The following is an 18,024-nucleotide window of genomic DNA, read 5'->3' as shown; positions in this document are numbered from 1 at the left end:
GATGGTCGCGCCACCAGCGACGATTATCAGACCTTGGAGGAATGATGGAGACATTCATTGGCCACATAATGCTCTGGCCGGCGCCTTATGCGCCACAGGGATGGGCAATATGCGACGGCTCGTTATTGCAGATACAGCAATACGCGGCGCTGTATGCCGTAATCGGTAATCGCTTCCCGGGTGGAGACGGGGTCAGGACATTTGCGCTGCCTGACCTGCGCAACCGGTTCCCGATGGGGTCGACGCAGCTCGGGCAGCCTCCAGAGACTGGCGGCAGCACCACCTCGCCTGTCACCGTTGCGGGCAATGCGGACTTCACGCTCACGCCAGCGAACATGCCGTCGCATAACCACACGGCCAGTTTCAAGCCGGGCAGCGGTGCCGCGGTCAGTATCGCCATCCCCGCCGACAATACCGGCTCGTCCGACAACGTGCCTGCGGCGGGCCTCGTGCTGGGCAAGCCGGCAATGGGCGCCTCGGCCGTGAAGACGTATAGCGGCAATAATGCCAATACCACACTGAAACCGTTCGACGTCACCGTGCCGGCGGGCGGCGGCACCGTCACGACCGAATTGTCGGGAGATGGCAAGCCCGTGAGCGTTCCTGTTTCGCTGCAGGGAACCGCATCGACCTTGCCACCTTTTATCACAATGAATTTCATTATTGCGCTTGAAGGCTTATTCCCCCGCGCCCATAGCCCATGTGCTGCCCGTATCGGGCAGCTATTGTTAGCGGCGCCAGGAAAACGTCTCACAGGAATTAATAGTTATGTCCAGCACATTTGATTTCAGCGCGAACGTAGTCGCCGACGAAGATCCCAACGCCGGTCCATTCCAGCGAATCGCCAGCCAGACCGTCGACGGCCATACGCTGACATTTACCGGCAACGCCGGCGAGTGGATTGTGATGGACGATGTGATGTACACCGACCACGATTACGCGCGCCTGCATGGCAAAGCGCTGTTCAACACTTTCGACGAAATTGCCACGTCCCTGCGCCTGTCGCTCGACAATGGGAAGCTGTTCGATCTGACGTCGCTCAATATTGCCGATATCCCCGGAACGACTGGTGCGCAATTCCGTTTCACGACCAACAAAGGGTCGGTGGTGAGTGGCCCGCTGGACGGGGAATTCTCGCTGACGCTGATCGGTTCGGACCCCGCGCTCAAGGGCGTCGCCTACGTCGATATCCAGATGGTGAATTCGAACGACCCGTTCATCCCCGGCATAGACGATGTCGTCCTCAGCAATATCACGGCGGCCAACGTCGCACCATCGTTCGTCGGCGCGACAACGTCGCTCAACGCGGCGCAGAACGGCGGCGCAGTCAACCTTGCCGGCCTGCTGCACGTCAGCGACGTCGATACCGGCCAGACGCTGACGTGGACCCAGAATAGCGGTCCCGCGCACGGCACGCTGACCCTGAACAGCGCCACGGCCGCAACCGGGGCGACCGACATCACGCCCGGCGGCACGCTGACCTATGTGCCGACGGCAGGTTATGCCGGCACCGACAGCTTCAGCGTGCAGGTATCCGACGGCAGCGCCACCGCGATCCGCACGATCACCGTCAACGTCACGCCTGGCCAGCCAGGTGCGCCGGGCCTGGCCACCGCCAGCGATACCGGGCTGAGCACGACCGACAACGTGACGGCCGCGAATGCGATGACGTTTTCCGGCACCAGCGCGGCGGGCGACACCACCAGCACCGTGCGCGTGTTCGTCGATGTCAACGGCAATGGCGTCTATAACGCCGGGGAAGCCACAGGTACCGCCACCGTCGGCAATGGCAGCTGGACCGTGGCCGGCATCAATACGGCCGCACTCACCACGGGTACCTACAACGTCTACTCGGTCGTGACGTCGGCCACCGGCAGCCTGACCAGCGCAGCCAGCAGCCCGCTGGCGGTTACCGTGGACCGCACGGCGCCGACGGTCACGTTCTCCGGCATCGATATTTCCAACGACACGGGCGCGAGCGATTCGGACTTCGCCACGTCCGCCGCCGCGCAGACCATCACGGCCACGCTCTCCGGCGCGCTGGCGGCCGGCGACGTCGTCTACGGTTCGGTCGACAACGGCAGCAGCTGGGCCGACATCACCGGCAAGGTCAGCGGCACGACGCTGGCCTGGACGGGCGCGACGCTCGTTCCCGGCGGCGGCATCCGCCTGCGCGTGGACGACCAGCACGGCAACGAGGGCACGACCGCCACGCAGGGATATACGCTCGATACCACCGCGCCCACCCTGACGTCGGCGTCGCTGGCGCTGGCGGCCGATACCGGCGCCAGCGCCGGTGATTTCATCACCAATGTCGCCGCGCAGACCCTTTCCGGCACGCTGTCGGCCAACACGGCGGCGGGCGACACCGTCGAGGTATCGCTGAACGACGGCGGCACGTGGACCGCGGCTGCCAATACGGCGGGCACGAAAACCTGGTCGCTGGCCGGGCAGACGCTGACCGGCAGCGACACGCTGCAGGTGCGCGTGACCGATGCAGCCGGCAACCACGGCAGCGCCGCGTCGCAGGCGTACGTGCTCGATACGGCAGCGCCAACGGCAACCATCAAGGCAGATGACCAGATCGCGCCGTCGGGCAGTACATTTACCTTCGCGGTAACGTATGCCGACACGGGCGGCGCGACGCTCGATGCGAGCACGTTCGGCACGAGCAATGTCGGCGTCTTCGACCCGAACGGAAACAAGCTGGGTGTCACCGGTTTCGCCGTCAACGGTAACGAGGTGACTTATACGGCGCAGGCACCGGGCGGCAGCTGGGATACAGGCGACGTGGGCACGTACAAGATCGCCATCAACGCTGGCTCCGTGCTGGATCTGGCCGGCAACGCCGTCGCTGCGAATGCGTCGGCCGGGACCTTCAACGTTGCCTACAGCACCGCGCCGGCCGTGTCCGCGCTGAAGCTGTCCAGCGACACCGGCATCAGCAATACCGATTTCATCACGAACGTGGCGGGGCAGACGGTCACGGCAACGCTCAGCAAGGCGCTGACGGCGGACGACATGGTATTCGGCTCGCTGGACAACGGCGGCAAGTGGGTGGACATCACGAGCCAGGTCAGCGGCACCACCGTGCAGTGGAGTGGCATCACGCTGGCCGGCACCGACACGATCGTCATCAAGGTCACCGACAAGAACGCGCAGGACGGTATCGCGGCCAGCCACGCTTACCAGCTCGACACGGGTACGCCGACGCTCGCCATCGACGATGCGGCGCTGTCGGCCGACAACGGCACCAGCGGCACCGACTTCATCACGAACGACGCGACGCAGAACATGGGCGGCACGCTGAGCGGCCCGCTGGCCGCCGGCGAATTCGTCGAAGTCTCGCTCGACAATGGCACCAGCTGGACGACGGCCACCGGGTCGATCGGATCCCGCGTGTGGTCGCTGCAGAACAAGACGCTGTCCGGCAGCGGCACGCTGCAGGTGCGCGTCAGCGACACGGCGGGCAATCACGGCAACGCGCTGACGCAGGCCTATGTAATCGACACGGCGGCGCCGACGGCGGCCACGCCCGTGCGCGCGGACCTGATCGATCCGGCCACGGCCACCTTCACGTTCACCGTGACCTACGGCGACACGGGCGGCGCGGGGCTGGACAAGGTATCGATCGGCACGGGCAACGTGTCCGTCACCGGCCCGGCAGGCGCGCTGACCGTCAGCGCTGCGCAGGCCAACGGCAATACCGTCACCTACACGGTGGCGGCGCCGGGTGGCAGCTGGGACGCCAGCGAGGCGGGCGATTACACGATCGGCCTGTCCGGCGTGGTGGACGTTGCAGGCAATGCGCTGGTGGCAAACCCCGCGGCGCACAGCTTCCACGTCGGCTTCCGGCCGGCGGCGACGATCACCGTCGGAGACACGACATTGACCGCAGGCGAGACGACCGTGGTGACGATCGCGTTCACCCAGGCGGTGCAGGATCTCGACCTGGCCGACCTAACCGCGCCGAACGGCACCTTGACCCAACTGGCAACGGCGGACGGCGGCCTGACGTGGACGGCGACGCTGACCCCGGCAGCCAACGCATGGGCCGCGTCGAACACGGTCGTGCTGAACATGGCGCAGGTGCATAGCGCGGACGGCACGGCGGGAATCGGCACGGCCACGTCGAACAGCTATGCCGTGCAGACGGGAACCGAGCCGCAGCCGCCGCAGCCTCAGCCGCCCCAGCCGCAGCCTACCGGCACGGTCGACGGCGTGCCCATCACCAGCACGCAGCAGACCGACCCGGGCACCGGCATCGTCAACACCACCGTCACCGTGCCGGTCGTGACGTCGACGCGCACCGACGATCCGAACACGCCGAACAAGGGCCTGGCCGACATTCCGCTGGCCGCCACGAAGGGTGGCGTGGGCGCGGCGCTCACCGTCAGCCTGCCGGTGGGCACGGGGCTGGACGCCAGCGGGCCGGCCACGCTGCTGTCGAACCAGGAGGCGCTGCTGGACCTGATCCGCCGCATCGAGCAGAAGACCACGACCGGCTCGGACGTGCAGCAGCAGATGACGGGCCAGGGCACGAGCTTCCTCGACAACCTGCTGGCCAGTACTCTGCTGCAGACGGCCACGGTGACGCCGACCGCGCCCGCCACGGCGGCGGGCACAATCCTGATCACCGGCGCCGCCCCGACGGGCGCCACCGTGCACGGCATCGTGCTCGATGCGCGGCAGGTGGGCCCGAACGTCACGCTGCAGCTCGACAACGTGCAATTTGCCGCCGTCGTCGGCGCGGCCACGCTGCGCGGCGGCGCGGGCAACAACATCGTCATCGGCGACGACGCCAGCCAGAGCGTCTTCCTGGGACCGGAGGATGACCAGTTGTCCGGCGGTGGCGGTGACGACGTGATCGGCAGCGCCGGGGGCAACGACCTGTTGTCGGGCGACGCCGGCAACGACGCGGCGGCCGGCGGCATCGGCAACGACAGCGTTTCCGGCGGGACCGGCAACGACGTGCTGCAGGGCGGGCGCAGCGACCGCGGCCACTGGGACTTCACGCTGGCTGCCGACGGTACGCTGAGCGCGGGCCACCAGACGCTGATGTTCGCCCCGGCGCAGAGCGAGACGCTGGCACGCGCGGAGCTCGATGCGGGGGCGGATGCGCTCTTGTTCCTGGCGGCGGAGGCGGTGTCGCTGCGCGACATCGCGCTGCTGTACCACGGCGCGTTCGGCCGCGCGGCCGACCTGCCGGGGTTGAACTTCTACGTCGAGCAAGGGGCGTCGCTGACCCAGGTGGCGCAATCGTTCCTCAGGTCGCCGGAATGGGCCGCATCGCCGCTGAACGTGACGACCGACAGCGCCTATGCGCAGGCGCTGTACCGGCAGGTGCTGGGGCGCGAAGGCGAGGCGACGGGCGCCGCGCACTGGCTCGCCAAGCTGGCCGGCACGGACGGGCCGGCGCTGTCGCGTGCCGACGTGCTGGTGGCGTTCGCCACCAGTCCCGAGCACCGCGCACATTATGCCGACGGTATCGTCGTCGCGGCGGCGGATGTGACGGCCGAGCAAGGCTGGATCACCGGCAGCGGCGACGATCGCCTCGACGGGGGCGCCGGCAACGACGTGGTGGTTGGCGGCGACGGCATCGATACGGCCGTCTTTGCGGGCAAGCAGTCCGACTGGGGCCTGCTCGTGACGGGTGGCGAGGCCGTCGTGCTGACGAATGCGTCGGCGGGCGAGGCGGATACGGTGTCCGGCATCGAACGGAGCGAATTCGCCGACGGCACGCTGGACCTGTCATTTACCCAGGGGGGCAGGTCGAAACGCTGGGCCTGCTGTACCAGGCCGTGCTGGATCGCGCCGCCGACCTGCCTGGCTTGGCATGGTGGGCCGGCCAGCATCTGACGGCGGCGCAGCTGGCAGTTGGCTTCGCGCAGTCGGCCGAGTTCCGGGCGCGTTACGACAGCATGAGCGACATCGGGTTCGTGCAGGCGCTGTACGCCAACTCCGGACTGGCGGCCGATGCGGCGGGCGGCGCGACCAACTGGATCGCATACCTGGAGCAGCATACGCGTGCGGACCTGATCGGTACGTGGATCGGCCAGGATGCGGTGCTCGCGGCGCAGCTGACATCGACCGGCTTGTAAGAGGGCCGCCCGCCGGCCGAGGCGCGCCGGCGGGCGGCGAATCTCGTCGAGGTACGGAGTCAGGGCGGACAGCACCGGCACCCTCACGGCCGGCGCGGCAACAGCATCTGTTCGCTGCAGGACGTGCCGTGACTGCGGGACGCGCTGACGGTGTGGCGGACCTTGTAACCTGCCGATGTTGATGGGGCAGCCGGACGTTGCCGCCCTGTGCAGGAGGAGAGAAGGGCAGCTCTACCATTGGTAATGGCTATTGATGTGATTGGATCAATTACCTTTGCCAATCGATGATGGGACCGTAGAATTGCTCTACGTTCACATCACTGAGGAAGCAAGCCCATGAGCCAGCAGATCACCACCGCGTCCGGCATTCCCGTCGCCGACAACCAGAATTCCGCCAGTGCCGGCTCCCGGGGGCCGCTGCTGCTGCAGGACTTCCACCTGATCGAAAAACTGCAGCACTTCAACCGCGAGCGCATTCCCGAGCGGGTGGTGCACGCGAAGGGCTCCGGCGCGTACGGCAAGTTTACCGTCACGCACGACATCAGCCGCTATACCAAGGCGAAGCTGTTCTCCGCCATCGGCAAGGAAACGGAAACGTTCCTGCGCTTCTCGACCGTGGGCGGCGAGAAGGGCAGTGCCGACACGGAACGCGACCCACGCGGCTTTGCCGTGCGCTTCTATACGGAAGAGGGCAACTGGGACCTGGTCGGCAACAACACGCCCGTCTTCTTCATCAAGGACGGCATCAAGTTCCCCGACTTCATCCACACACAGAAACGCCTGGCCCAGTCGAACCTGAAGTCCGCCACGGCGATGTTCGACTTCTGGAGCCGCGCGCCCGAGTCGCTGCACCAGGTGACGACGCTGTTTTCCAGCCGCGGCACGCCGGACGGCTACCGTCACATGGATGGTTTTGGTTCCCACACCTTCAGCCTGATCAACGACGCCGGCGAGCGCGTGTATGTCAAATGGCACTTCAAGACGCAGCAGGGCATCAAGAACCTGACGGCGGCCGATGCCGTGCGCCTGGCCGGCGAAGACCCGGATTACGCGCAGCGCGACCTGTTCAACGCGATTGCCGCGGGCGAGTTCCCGCGCTGGACCGTGTTCGTGCAGACGGCCACGGAAGCGGAACTGGCCGCATGGGAAGGCCGTACCGGCTGGAATCCGTTCGACCTGACCAAGGTATGGCCGCACGGCGACTTCCCGCTGCAGCAGGTGGGTGTCCTGGAACTGAACCGCAATCCGCTGAACTACCATGCCGAAGTGGAGCAGGCGGCGCTGTCACCGGCCAACGTGGTGCCGGGCATGGGCTACTCGCCGGACAAGATGCTGCAGGCGCGCCTGTTCGCCTATCACGATGCACAGCTGTACCGGGTCGGCACCAACCACCAGTACCTGCCCGTGAATGCGCCACGCTGCCCGTTCCACAACCAGCAGCGTGACGGCGCGATGGCGCTGGCCAACGGCGGCGCCGACCAGAACTACGCGACCGTGGAAGCCTCCGGCACCAGCCCGCAGGGCCTCGGCCACGGCGAGCCGGCCATGCCCGTCAACGGCCCCGCGGCCCGCTACGACGGCCGTGGCGTCGAGGACGACTACACCCAGGCCGGCAACCTGTTCCGCCTGCTGCCGGCGGACGAAAAGCAGGCGCTGTTCGACAACCTCGCCGGTCCGCTGTCGCAGGTGCCGGATGAGATCGTGTTTCGCCAGCTGGGCCACTTCGACAAGGCCGATCCCGCCTACGGCGCCGGCGTGCGCGCGGCCCTGAAAGCGCGCGGCCGCAACATCGACTGAGCGATGCACTGGAAAAAACCGGAGCCTGTCACCGGTTTTCTGGAAAAACCGGTGACAGGCTCCGGTTTTTCCGGAAGCGGTTGTCCGAACCCGGGTTTGTCCCGGGTTTTTTGCGCTGGCGTCCGTGTTTGTTCGCTTTTGCTTTAACGCGGCAAACCGTGGACAATAGCGCCATCGGTTTTCCCATGGAACAGAGAACAATGACAATCAAAATCAGCCAGAACTTCGATTCCGGCGCCATCGAGGTCGTGAACGCGGCGGACCCCGCCCATATCGAACTGAAACTGCGCAGCGACTCCCACGCGGACATCCACCAGTGGTTCCACTTCCGCGTGCAAGGTGCCCGCGGCCAGGCGCTGGCGCTGCGGTTCACGAATGCCGGCCAGGCCACCTACGCGAAAGGCTTCGAGGACTACAACGCGTGCGCCAGCTACGATGGCGAGAACTGGTTCCGCGTGCCGACGTCGTTCGACGGCCAGGTCATGACGATCCGCCACACGCCCGACCTGGACAGCGTCTACTACGCCTATTTCGAGCCGTATTCGTGGGAGCGCCACCTGCGCCTGCTGGGCGAAGTGGCCGAGAACCCGATCGCGCGCGTGTCCGACCTCGGGTCGACCGTCGACGGGCGGGACATGAACCTTGTCACGATCGGCAATGCGCAGGCGGAAAAGAAGATCTGGTTCATTGCGCGCCAGCATCCGGGCGAATCGATGGCCGAATGGTTCGTCGAGGGCCTGATCGACGCCCTGCTGGACGATGCCAATCCGGTCGCCCGCAAGCTGCTGCAGCGCTGCGTCTTCTACATCGTGCCGAACATGAACCCGGACGGCTCCGTGCGCGGCAACCTGCGCACCAACGCGGCAGGTGCAAACCTGAACCGCGAGTGGATGACGCCGAGCCTGGAGCGTTCGCCGGAAGTCCTGTGTGTGAAGGAGAAGCTCCACGCGACGGGTGTCGACATGTTCTTCGACATCCACGGCGACGAAGCGCTGCCGTACAACTTCGTGGCCGGTAACGAGATGCTGGAGAAATTCACGCCGGCGCAGGCCGCCGCGCAGAAAGCCTTCATCGACCGCTACAAGAACGCCAGCCCGGACTTCCAGGACAAGGTCGGCTACCTGGCCAGCAAGTACAAGGAAGACATGCTGACGCTGGCCTCGAAGTATGTCGGCCACCACTTCGGCTGCCTGGCGCTGACGCTGGAGATGCCGTTCAAGGACAACGCCGACCTGCCGGCGCCGCACGTGGGCTGGAACGGTGCCCGCAGCGCGGCACTGGGCGCGGCGATCCTGCAGCCGATCCTGCTGTCGCTGGACGACTGACATGGGCGTCGAGATCGAGCACAAGTTCCTCGTCCGCGGGGACGCCTGGAAGGCACAGGGCGAACCGGTACTGATCCGTCAGGGCTACCTGTCGTCGCATCCCGAGCGCGTCGTGCGTGTGCGCATCTACGGCGACGAGGCGTTCATGACGATCAAGACGAAGACCGCAAGCGCACTGTCGCGCGGGAGTGGGAATATCCACTGCCGCTGGCGGACGCACAGGAATTCCTCGACCGGCTGTGCGAACGGCCGATCATCGAGAAGTACCGCCGCCGCATCGAGCACGGCGGCTTCACGTGGGAAGTCGATGAATTCCTGGGCGCGAATGCCGGGCTTGTCGTCGCGGAAATCGAAGTGCCGTCGGAAGACCAGGCATTCGAGCGCCCCGACTGGGTGGGCGACGAGGTCACCGACGATTCCCGTTACCTGAACTCGAATCTGATCAGTCATCCATTCTCGGCCTGGTAATTTCGCAGGTTGCAGTTCCAATGCCGGGTTCGCGCGGCATTTTTTATCAGCAAATCGATGGCCGGCCTGCTGACGATCGTTGAGAGCACGGCGTAATTTGTCCGGCTGCAATGGTTTGTAGGCACTGTCCCACCCACCTGCGCAGTGCGCGCTGATGGGGAAGTATGGCAACCGGAAGTAAGCTTTACTTCCGCGGTCGACCCGCACCGCCTGCACTCAACCATTCCCAGGAGTTTACAATGCGCAAATCGATGATCGCAGCAGCAGTCCTCGCAACCGTGACCAGCTTCGCCTTCGCCCAGAGCGGCACCGGCGCCGGCGCCGGCAGTACGACCGGCGGTACCGCGGCCAGCGGCATGCAAAGCGGCTCCGGCCAGGACGCCACCGGCACGAGTTCGGCACGCGACAAGCAAACCGGCAAGCAGTCCAAGTCCAAATCGAAGAAACAGTCGGGCAATTCCGGCAGCGCTGCCGGCGCGTCGGGCACGGACGGCATGTCCGGCTCGGGCACCACGTCCGGCGCCACGGGTGCGTCCGGTACGACGGGTTCGGCCACTACGGGCACCACCAATATGTCCAACTCGGGCGCGACCGACAAGGCTGGCACCGCCGGCTCGTCGACGAATTCGGGCACGTCGACTGGCGATACGGGCAACAAACGCTGATCCACGCAGCGGCCACGGCTTTGCCGCATGGTCGCTGCATACCCTGAGCCTGCCTCATCGGGTCCCCGCCGCCGCGCGTGGGACCTGTCCCACACCTCCGTATTCCCTCGAAACACGTTCTATTCCCTCAAGCAATTGCCGTAGGACACGTCCCACTCGTGCGAGCTCAGTGCGCCTATGCAATCTGATGGCAGTGAAGAATATTCTGTCTCCAGGCCTGAAGACAAACAGGCGACAAAACAGATCAATGCAGGTCGACAATAAGGAGATGATCATGCGCGTTTCACCATTCACAGCGGCATCCGCCACGGCAGCTTTTCTGATCACCATTATTGCCGGCGCGGGCCAGGCCCAGACGGCAATGGACGCGCTGAAAAACAAACCGGGCAGCGTAGGCCTGCAACCGACGCAGGCCAACAGCACCAGTTCCGAGAGCATGTCCACGAGCGATCGCAAGGCACGCAAGGAAGGGGCGAAGAGCAATGCGCCGCGTTCGCTCAATGCTACCGGTAATGCCAACAGCAAGAACGGCGGCGCCAGCGGCGACTCCGGCGCGGCAGGCGAGACGGGCAGCTCGAAACCGTCGCACTCGGCTTTGGGCGGTACCGCCCAGCGTGCGGGCAATGACAGCAGTTCCGCAGCGGACACTTCCGGCCAGGGCTCCGCGAAGGCCAACAGCCGCAACTCGAACAACAGCAACGGCACCCAGGGCAGCAGCAATATGAGCCGCTGAGGGCAGCCAGACGTAAAAAAACCTCGCCGCGGCGAGGTTTTTTCATGGGCACAGCCGCAATTAATGGAAGTGCTCGGTCCCGGCCGACGCATCTTCCGGCATTTCGGCATGCACCAGTTCGCCGGACGGGTCGGCAAACAGCGGCGCGCCGCAATCGTCGCAATACTCGGCGACGTAGCGTTCGCCCAGCTTCTTGACGACCGACACGCCGGCCGCGTTCAGATGCTCGACGATTTCCTCGACAGGCGTGCGCGGCTGCAGCAGGTTGGCCAGGCCACCGGCCAGCGGACCTTCCGGTGGCGTGCCTTCCTCGTCTTCCTGGCCGTACAGCGGCCAGACGACACCATAGATGACGTCGCTGTCGGAACGGCGTGTAAACGCCACGCGGTATTCGTCGATCTGGCCATCGGCCGCTTCCTCGCCGAAGCCGGCGATCACGGCGCGCAGTTCGGACGCTTCGCATGCCAGCGTGTGCGTCAGGTAGTGCACGGCCGCGCGGATCGATACGGGGCGGATCAGCTTGTCCGCTTCGCGGCACGCCATGTAATACGCCTCCGGCAGCAGCAGTTCGATGCCGCAGCCGGGCAGCAGGCGTGCCACCGTCGGCTGCGCCTGGGTGCGCCAGGCTTCCAGCGCGTTGCGGCGCTCGTCGGCCTGGTGCAGGTGGGCGCCGGGCATCTGCCAGCGGAACAGCGGGCCACCCGCCGGCGCGACGATGGCAGCGATCAGGTAACGCGTGTCGGCGAGGAAGGGCGCCGTTTCAGGCGGCTTTACGTCCGACTTGACGGCGACGCCCTTGATGGCCGCCTGCGCCAGCTTGTGCATCTTGGCATACGTTTCGGCATGCGTGCGCGGCAGCTGGTCGATCGAATACAGGTTCGACGCCATGGCCAGTTTCGTGCCGTCGGCCAGCAGGTGGGCCGAGAAATGGGCCGACAACGTGTTCAGGATGTCGGCAGGGATGGCGCCGGAAGCGATGGCGTAGCGGGTCCAGGCGAGAATCGGCGCGGCCACCAGCAGCACGTCGTACTGGGCCGTGGCACCGTCGCTGTCGACGCCGATGCAGGCCGACTCGCTGACGGCTTCCACGCTGTCCATCAGCACGTCGTACGCGCTCAGGTCGACCGAGAACAGGCCGTTCAGGGCGGCATCGACGGTATCCTGGTGACCCGTCTTCAGCAGTTTATGCAGTTGCGTGTCGAGTGCGCGCTCCCAGCTGCGCTCCTCGAGCCGGCTGCCGGACTGACCGACGGCCTGGGCAAGGGTGGAAAGGCGCTGGCTGTCGGCGGACAATTTGGTGGATGAATCTTTGGATGGGCGACGCATAGCGCTTGGGAATCTCTGTCAGTGTAAAAATCTTATCAGGCGTATTGTAGTTGATTCGGTGGGCGTCTGTAACCGAACGGACATTCGGGGCGCCGCCCGCTCTTGCCGTTCCGCTGCATTGCCGACGGCGTGGCGCAACATCAGGGATAGCCCCCATGCCAGGGCAGTCCCAGCCGCCTCAGATGATAACTTACTCGACAATAAAGCGAGTGCGCAAATGCCAGGCGCGGCGCCCAGGAAAGTGCTGAGCAGGCGTTTACGCTGAACCGGAAAAATATCCCACCATATGTCGATTCCCGGAGCCGCTGTCCGTCTCGTTTGACACAGACAACCGGAGACTGCCTGATGCTCACCATCCCTCGAATCGTCAACCGGACCGCTCAGCGCTACATTGCCGTCCGCCTTCCCGTTTCCATCCCGTTTGGCGATGACCTCGATCCAGCTTTCGATGCACTTTTTTCGGCATTCGCCAGTGCCGGCGTGGAGCCGAACGGAATGGAATTCATCAAGTTCAACCTGATCGACATGCCCCGCCTGGAGATCGAAGTCGGCATGACCACCAACGCGGCCATACCGCTCTCGGGGCGGCTGATCGAGGGCGAACTGCCGGCCGGTCGTTATGCCAGCCTTACCCACACGGGATCGTACGCAGAACTGATGGACGTGACAGCAATGCTTGTCGGTTGGGCAAAGGAGAAGGGATTGAAGTGGGACAGTCGTCAGACACCTGACGGGGAGACATTCGCTTGCCGCCTCGAGGTTCATGAGAACAACCCCTCGATCGAGCCTGATCCGGCCAGGCTACAAACTACACTGCTGTTCAAGCTGGCGGACTGATGCCACCGAACAGTCAACGAACAGTCAACGAACAGTCAACGAGCGAAAACGACACGCAGGGGCGCGTGCCACGCGGGCACGCGCACCCGACCAAGACTTTGGCGTGACGTTGTCATCATGAGCGTCGTTCGGCATGGTCCCGAGGCAGGAACCGACTTGGAGACAGTCCCTTGTGACGCTCTCCGACGCGATTTTTAATTGCGTCCAACGCCGGTTACATCGGCGTGAGAGCCGGGGACATGGTGCTGGCCCGCGGGCCAGCACCGCTGCGCAGGCGAGGAGCGGTGCTCCCCGAACCCCCGGCGCTCCCGAAGCGACAGTCCCCCGGCGCATTCACCGCCGGGGCTGCTTCAGGCCGCCAGCAGCTGGCGCAGCACGAACGGCAGGATGCCGCCATGCTTGTAGTAGTCCACTTCGATCGGCGTGTCGATGCGCAGCAGGACCTTGACGTCCTGGCGGCTGCCGTCTTCGCGCTTGATCACCAGCGTGACGATCTGCTGTGGCTTGATGTCGCCTTCCAGGCCCACCAGGTCGTACGTTTCCTTGCCGGTGATGCCCAAAGATTCGACGCTGTCGTTGCCGATGAACTGCAGCGGCAGCACGCCCATGCCGACCAGGTTGGAACGGTGGATACGCTCGAACGAACGGACCAGCACGGCCTTCACGCCCAGCAGCTGGGTGCCCTTGGCGGCCCAGTCGCGCGACGAGCCGGTGCCGTACTCTTCGCCGCCGAAGATCATTGTCGGCGTGCCTTCATTGACGTACTTCATGGCCGCGTCGTAGATCGACATCTGTTCGCCGGACGGCTGGTGGATCGTGATGCCGCCTTCGACCGCGGAACCGTCAGGCTTCGCCGGGATCATCTTGTTCTTGATGCGCACGTTGGCGAACGTGCCGCGCATCATGATCTCGTGGTTGCCGCGACGCGAGCCGTACGAGTTGAAGTCGGCCTTCAGGACGCCGTTTTCCTTCAGCCATTTACCGGCCGGGCCGTCTTCCTTGATGGAGCCGGCAGGGGAGATGTGGTCGGTCGTGATCGAGTCGCCGAACACGCCCAGCGCGCGCGCGTTGCTGATGCCGGTGGCGGCCGCTTTTGGCGTCATCTCGAAGCCGTCGAAGAATGGCGGCTCGGCGATGTACGTCGAGTCAGGCCAGTTGTAGACCTGGCCTTCGGTCGACGACACGTTTTCCCACAGCTTGCCCGGGTTGCCCTTGACCTGCGCGTAGTTCTCCTTGAAGACCTTGGAGTTCATGGCGAACTTCATCAGCTTGTTGATCTCTTCCGAGGACGGCCAGATATCGCCCAGGTAGATGTCGCGGCCGTTCGTGCCCTTGCCGACCGGTTCGGTCATCAGGTCGCGCGTGATGTTGCCGGCGATGGCGTAGGCAACGACCAGCGGTGGCGACGCCAGGAAGTTCGAGCGGATGTTCGGGTGGATACGCGCTTCGAAGTTACGGTTGCCGGACAGCACGGCGGCAGCGACGATGTCGTTGGTCGTGATGGCGGCGTTCAGTTCCGGCGTCAGGTCGCCCGCGTTACCGATGCAGGTCGTGCAGCCATAGGCGGTCACGCCGAAGCCCAGCTTTTCCAGGTACGGCAAGAGGCCGGCGGCGGTCAGGTATTCCGTCACGACGCGCGAGCCCGGGGCCAGCGACGTCTTGATGTGCGGCGCGACGGTCAGGCCCGCTTCCACGGCCTTCTTCGCCAGCAGGCCGGCGGCCAGCAGCACGGAAGGGTTCGACGTGTTGGTGCACGACGTGATGGCGGCGATCAGGATGTCGCCGTTTTTCACTTGCACGTTGTTGGTCGTTTCGTACGTCGTGTTCAGGTCCATCGGGTTCTTGTTGAAGCCGTTCTGCGTGGTCGGCTTCGAGAACAGGTCGGTAAACGTCGCCTTGACGTTGCCGATTTCGATACGGTCCTGTGGACGCTTCGGGCCGGCCAGCGACGGCGTGACCGATGCCAGGTCCAGGTGCAGTTCACGGGTGAAGTCGATTTCGCCCGCTTTCGGCACGCCGTACATGCCCTGCGCCTTGAAGTAGGCCTGGAACGCGGCGATCTCTTCCTTCGTGCGGCCGGTGCCTTCGAAGTAGTCGATGGTCTTGTCGTCGACCGGGAAGAAGCCCATCGTGGCGCCGTATTCCGGCGCCATGTTGGCGATGGTGGCGCGGTCCGTCACGGTCAGCGATTCGGTGCCTTCGCCGAAGAACTCGACGAACTTGCCGACGACCTTTTCCTTGCGCAGCATTTCGGTGATCGTCAGCACCAGGTCGGTTGCCGTGCAGCCTTCGCGCAGCTTGCCGGTCAGGTTGACGCCGATGACGTCCGGCGTCAGGAAGTACACGGGCTGGCCCAGCATGCCCGCTTCGGCCTCGATGCCGCCCACGCCCCAGCCGACAACGCCGATACCGTTGATCATCGTCGTGTGCGAGTCGGTGCCGACCAGCGAGTCAGGGTAGTACACGCCGCCGTTGTTGTGCACGCCGCGTGCCAGGTATTCCAGGTTGACCTGGTGGACGATGCCGAAGCCCGGTGGCACGACGCCGAACGTGTCGAACGCCTGCATGCCCCACTTCATGAACTGGTAGCGCTCGTTGTTGCGCGAAAATTCCAGCTTCATGTTCAGGTCCAGCGCCTTCGGCTCGCGGAAGTGGTCGATCGTGACGGAGTGGTCGACGACCAGGTCGACGGGCACCAGCGGCTCGATCTTCTTCGGATTGGCACCCATCTTGTAGGCGACGTTGCGCATCGCGGCCAGGTCGGCCAGCAGGGGCACCCCGGTGAAATCCTGCAGCACGACGCGGGCGACGACGAACGGGATCTCGTCGGTACGGTCTGCCGTGGCGGCCCAGTTGGCAACCTGCTTCACATGCTCTTCGGTGACTTTCTTGCCGTCGCAGTTACGCAGCACGGACTCCAGCACCACGCGGATCGACACTGGCAGGCGCGAGATCCTGGCGCCCAGCGCCTGTTCCAGCGCGGGCAGCGAATACAGCTTGCCCTTTGTCTTGCCCGAAATCGGGAAATCCTTGAGCGTGTTGAATGTGTTGTGGGGCATAACCTCTCCTTCGGGTGGATATCTTCGGCACCCCCGTCGCCACGGTTGGGTTGCCGTCATTTGTGAAACTACGGTGGTGCTATTCGTTCAATGGGCGCTGCCGTGCGGTGCGGCCTGCGCCGCAGACTGCGAGGCCGGCTGCACTACGGGCTGAGATACCGGCATGGCCGGCGTTGCCGCCGCATTGTTGACCTGCGTGTCGGGCACGGGCGCCGGCTGGGGCTTGCTCTGCTCTTCGTTGCGGCATTCGTTGGCCAGCTGGCGGTTCTGCTTCGAATCGAGCAGCATCGCCTTGGCGGGGATGCCGATCCAGATCAGACCATACATCTTGTTCTCGAAGCGCTGCGCGCCCGTCGTTGTCGCCACCCGCGTCAGGCGGTGCAGGCGCTTCTTCCAGCGCAGGGCGATATGGCCGTCGTCGGTCGCGTTCTGATAGATCGTGACCTTGTTGCCCAGCTCGCAGTGGTAGTCCTGCACGGCGGTGTCCGCGATATCGGGCTCGTCGGCCTCGGGATCGGCTTCCTTCGGCGCGGCAACCGGCTTGGCCTTGGCGCCCTTGGTCTTGGCGGCCTTCGGCTTGGCCGTTTTCTCGGCCTTGGCTTTCGTTTTGACGGGCTCGGCAGCGAGAGCGGCCGGAGCGGCGGAGGCGAGCGCCAGCGCGAACGCGGCGGCAATCAGTCGGGACATGGACATTACTTGGTTTCCGTTGCGGTTGGTTTCGGGTCCAGCAGCGCCGCCGCCGTTTCCGGCAGGCTCAGGCCCGCCAGGCGGGCGCGCTGCAAAACCGTCCAATAGTATCGGTAGCTGGCGCGGTCGTGCAAGCGGCCGTGCTGGTTGATCGGACCCCACTGTGTCTTCTGCGCCTCGTGCAAGATCGCGGCCGCCTCGTTGACTTCCGACAGGCGCGGCGTGAATGCCTTGACGATGGGCTTGATCTGGCTGGGGTGGATGCTCCACATGCGCGTATAGCCGAACTCGGCGGCGGCGCGCTGGGCGTCCGTCGCCACCACGGCCGAATCCTTGATTTCCGTCGTCACGTTATGCGACGGCACCTTGCCATATGCGTGGCAGGCGGCGGCGATCTCCAGCTTGGCGCGCACCACCAGCGGGTGCACGAACTGGTTCGGCGTGCGCATCGCATTGGCGGGAATCGCGCCGTAGTGGCTGGAGACGAAGTCCATGATGCCGAACGACAGGCACTCGACCTGGGGCAGGGCGGCGATGGCGAACACGCCGCGCAGGGCGCCGTGCGTCTCGATCAGCACGTGCACCGGCAGGTTCTGCCGGCCCGCCTTGTGGGCATGGACGTTGATGGTTTCGATGGCGCGCATGACGTCTTGCACGCTGTCCGGCTTCGGCAGCACGATGTAGGCGACGTTGTGCGCCGCGGTGCCGACGATGATCTCGACATCGCGCTCGAAGTGCGGGCTGGAGACGTCGTGCACGCGGGCGCCGATGCGTTTCTGGGTGTTGCCGGCGTCGTTCAGCAGCTCGGCCACGAGGCGTGCATGCGCTTCCTCGTTGCCGGCGGCGGCGCCATCCTCGCAGTCGAACGTGATGTCGAACACGGGACCAAGCTCTTGTTGCAGGGCCATCGATTTGCGCATCAGCTTTTCCGAACCCGCGTAATGGTCGCAGGCCGGCAGGAGCAGCGGCTGGCGTTCGCCCTGGAATAAAACCTCGGATGGGTGCATCGTCTGGGTGTGGTGAGTG

Annotated in this window: 12 protein-coding genes and 1 pseudogene; 9 read left to right on the top strand and 4 right to left on the bottom strand. The window is 65.1% G+C overall.

The genetic code is table 11. The features are described 5' to 3' along the window. Positions 1-41: 41 nt before the first annotated feature. The 8 genes and pseudogenes from E1742_RS08495 (at position 42) to E1742_RS08460 (ending at position 11,089) form a co-directional block, all read left to right on the top strand. Positions 42-785, top strand: a complete 744-nt coding sequence (locus tag E1742_RS08495) for a phage tail protein (RefSeq protein ID WP_206076738.1) — start codon at positions 42-44, stop codon at positions 783-785. Then, on the top strand, positions 769-5,859 hold the full coding sequence (locus tag E1742_RS08490; protein ID WP_134384474.1) for a beta strand repeat-containing protein: 5,091 nt from the start codon (positions 769-771) through the stop codon (positions 5,857-5,859). Before E1742_RS08495 ends, E1742_RS08490 begins: the two co-directional genes overlap by 17 nt. Next, on the top strand, positions 5,802-6,101 hold the full coding sequence (locus E1742_RS26120) for a DUF4214 domain-containing protein (RefSeq protein WP_166793447.1): 300 nt from the start codon (positions 5,802-5,804) through the stop codon (positions 6,099-6,101). The genes E1742_RS08490 and E1742_RS26120 overlap by 58 nt, the downstream gene beginning before the upstream one ends. 336 nt (positions 6,102-6,437) lie before the next feature. Then, positions 6,438-7,898, top strand: a complete 1,461-nt coding sequence (locus tag E1742_RS08480) for a catalase (RefSeq protein ID WP_134384473.1) — start codon at positions 6,438-6,440, stop codon at positions 7,896-7,898. Between the two features lie 200 nt (positions 7,899-8,098). After that, positions 8,099-9,223: a M14 family metallopeptidase gene (locus tag E1742_RS08475; RefSeq protein ID WP_134384472.1), complete on the top strand. Its 1,125-nt coding sequence runs from the start codon at positions 8,099-8,101 to the stop codon at positions 9,221-9,223. Position 9,224: 1 nt separating this feature from the next. Then, positions 9,225-9,691: pseudogene (locus E1742_RS08470) on the top strand (CYTH domain-containing protein). Between the two features lie 239 nt (positions 9,692-9,930). Further along, complete coding sequence (locus tag E1742_RS08465; RefSeq protein WP_134384471.1) at positions 9,931-10,356, top strand: hypothetical protein; 426 nt, start codon at positions 9,931-9,933, stop codon at positions 10,354-10,356. 274 nt (positions 10,357-10,630) lie between these two features. Then, positions 10,631-11,089, top strand: a complete 459-nt coding sequence (locus E1742_RS08460) for a hypothetical protein (RefSeq protein ID WP_134384470.1) — start codon at positions 10,631-10,633, stop codon at positions 11,087-11,089. Positions 11,090-11,149: 60 nt separating this feature from the next. Here E1742_RS08460 and E1742_RS08455 read toward each other — a convergent pair whose 3' ends face one another. After that, a complete protein-coding gene (locus E1742_RS08455; RefSeq protein WP_134384469.1) occupies positions 11,150-12,415 on the bottom strand; it encodes a DUF2863 family protein in 1,266 nt (421 codons plus the stop codon). A 345-nt stretch (positions 12,416-12,760) separates the two neighbouring features. Between E1742_RS08455 and E1742_RS08450 the strand changes: the two genes are divergently transcribed. Further along, the gene (locus E1742_RS08450) at positions 12,761-13,252 is read left to right on the top strand and encodes a GyrI-like domain-containing protein (protein WP_134384468.1); all 492 of its coding nucleotides are present in this window, start codon (positions 12,761-12,763) and stop codon (positions 13,250-13,252) included. A gap of 350 nt (positions 13,253-13,602) precedes the next feature. Here the strand turns inward: E1742_RS08450 and acnA are convergent, their stop codons facing one another. From acnA to E1742_RS08435, 3 genes are all read right to left on the bottom strand, one after another. Then, positions 13,603-16,311 (bottom strand): aconitate hydratase AcnA, encoded by a 2,709-nt coding sequence (gene acnA, locus E1742_RS08445; protein WP_134384467.1) that lies wholly within the window; start codon positions 16,309-16,311, stop codon positions 13,603-13,605. Positions 16,312-16,398: 87 nt separating this feature from the next. Next, on the bottom strand, positions 16,399-16,998 hold the full coding sequence (locus tag E1742_RS08440; RefSeq protein ID WP_307721914.1) for a hypothetical protein: 600 nt from the start codon (positions 16,996-16,998) through the stop codon (positions 16,399-16,401). A 5-nt stretch (positions 16,999-17,003) separates the two neighbouring features. Next, positions 17,004-18,005, bottom strand: coding sequence for an HpcH/HpaI aldolase/citrate lyase family protein (locus E1742_RS08435; protein WP_134384466.1), 1,002 nt, complete (start codon positions 18,003-18,005; stop codon positions 17,004-17,006). Between the last annotated feature and the right edge of the window lie 19 nt (positions 18,006-18,024).

Origin of the sequence: Pseudoduganella plicata (assembly GCF_004421005.1) — a bacterium.
Classification (GTDB): domain Bacteria; phylum Pseudomonadota; class Gammaproteobacteria; order Burkholderiales; family Burkholderiaceae_D; genus Rugamonas; species Rugamonas plicata.
The sequence above is the reverse complement of the archived record's forward strand: the minus strand, read 5'-3'. Positions and strand labels throughout refer to the sequence as shown.

Coding starts and splice junctions, on each gene's coding strand:
- E1742_RS08495 (WP_206076738.1), top strand. CDS start 42: ATGATGGAGACATTCATTGGCCACATAATGCTCTGGCCGGCGCCTTAT.
- E1742_RS08490 (WP_134384474.1), top strand. CDS start 769: ATGTCCAGCACATTTGATTTCAGCGCGAACGTAGTCGCCGACGAAGAT.
- E1742_RS08480 (WP_134384473.1), top strand. CDS start 6,438: ATGAGCCAGCAGATCACCACCGCGTCCGGCATTCCCGTCGCCGACAAC.
- E1742_RS08475 (WP_134384472.1), top strand. CDS start 8,099: ATGACAATCAAAATCAGCCAGAACTTCGATTCCGGCGCCATCGAGGTC.
- E1742_RS08465 (WP_134384471.1), top strand. CDS start 9,931: ATGCGCAAATCGATGATCGCAGCAGCAGTCCTCGCAACCGTGACCAGC.
- E1742_RS08460 (WP_134384470.1), top strand. CDS start 10,631: ATGCGCGTTTCACCATTCACAGCGGCATCCGCCACGGCAGCTTTTCTG.
- E1742_RS08455 (WP_134384469.1), bottom strand. CDS start 12,415: ATGCGTCGCCCATCCAAAGATTCATCCACCAAATTGTCCGCCGACAGC.
- E1742_RS08450 (WP_134384468.1), top strand. CDS start 12,761: ATGCTCACCATCCCTCGAATCGTCAACCGGACCGCTCAGCGCTACATT.
- acnA (WP_134384467.1), bottom strand. CDS start 16,311: ATGCCCCACAACACATTCAACACGCTCAAGGATTTCCCGATTTCGGGC.
- E1742_RS08440 (WP_307721914.1), bottom strand. CDS start 16,998: ATGTCCCGACTGATTGCCGCCGCGTTCGCGCTGGCGCTCGCCTCCGCC.
- E1742_RS08435 (WP_134384466.1), bottom strand. CDS start 18,005: ATGCACCCATCCGAGGTTTTATTCCAGGGCGAACGCCAGCCGCTGCTC.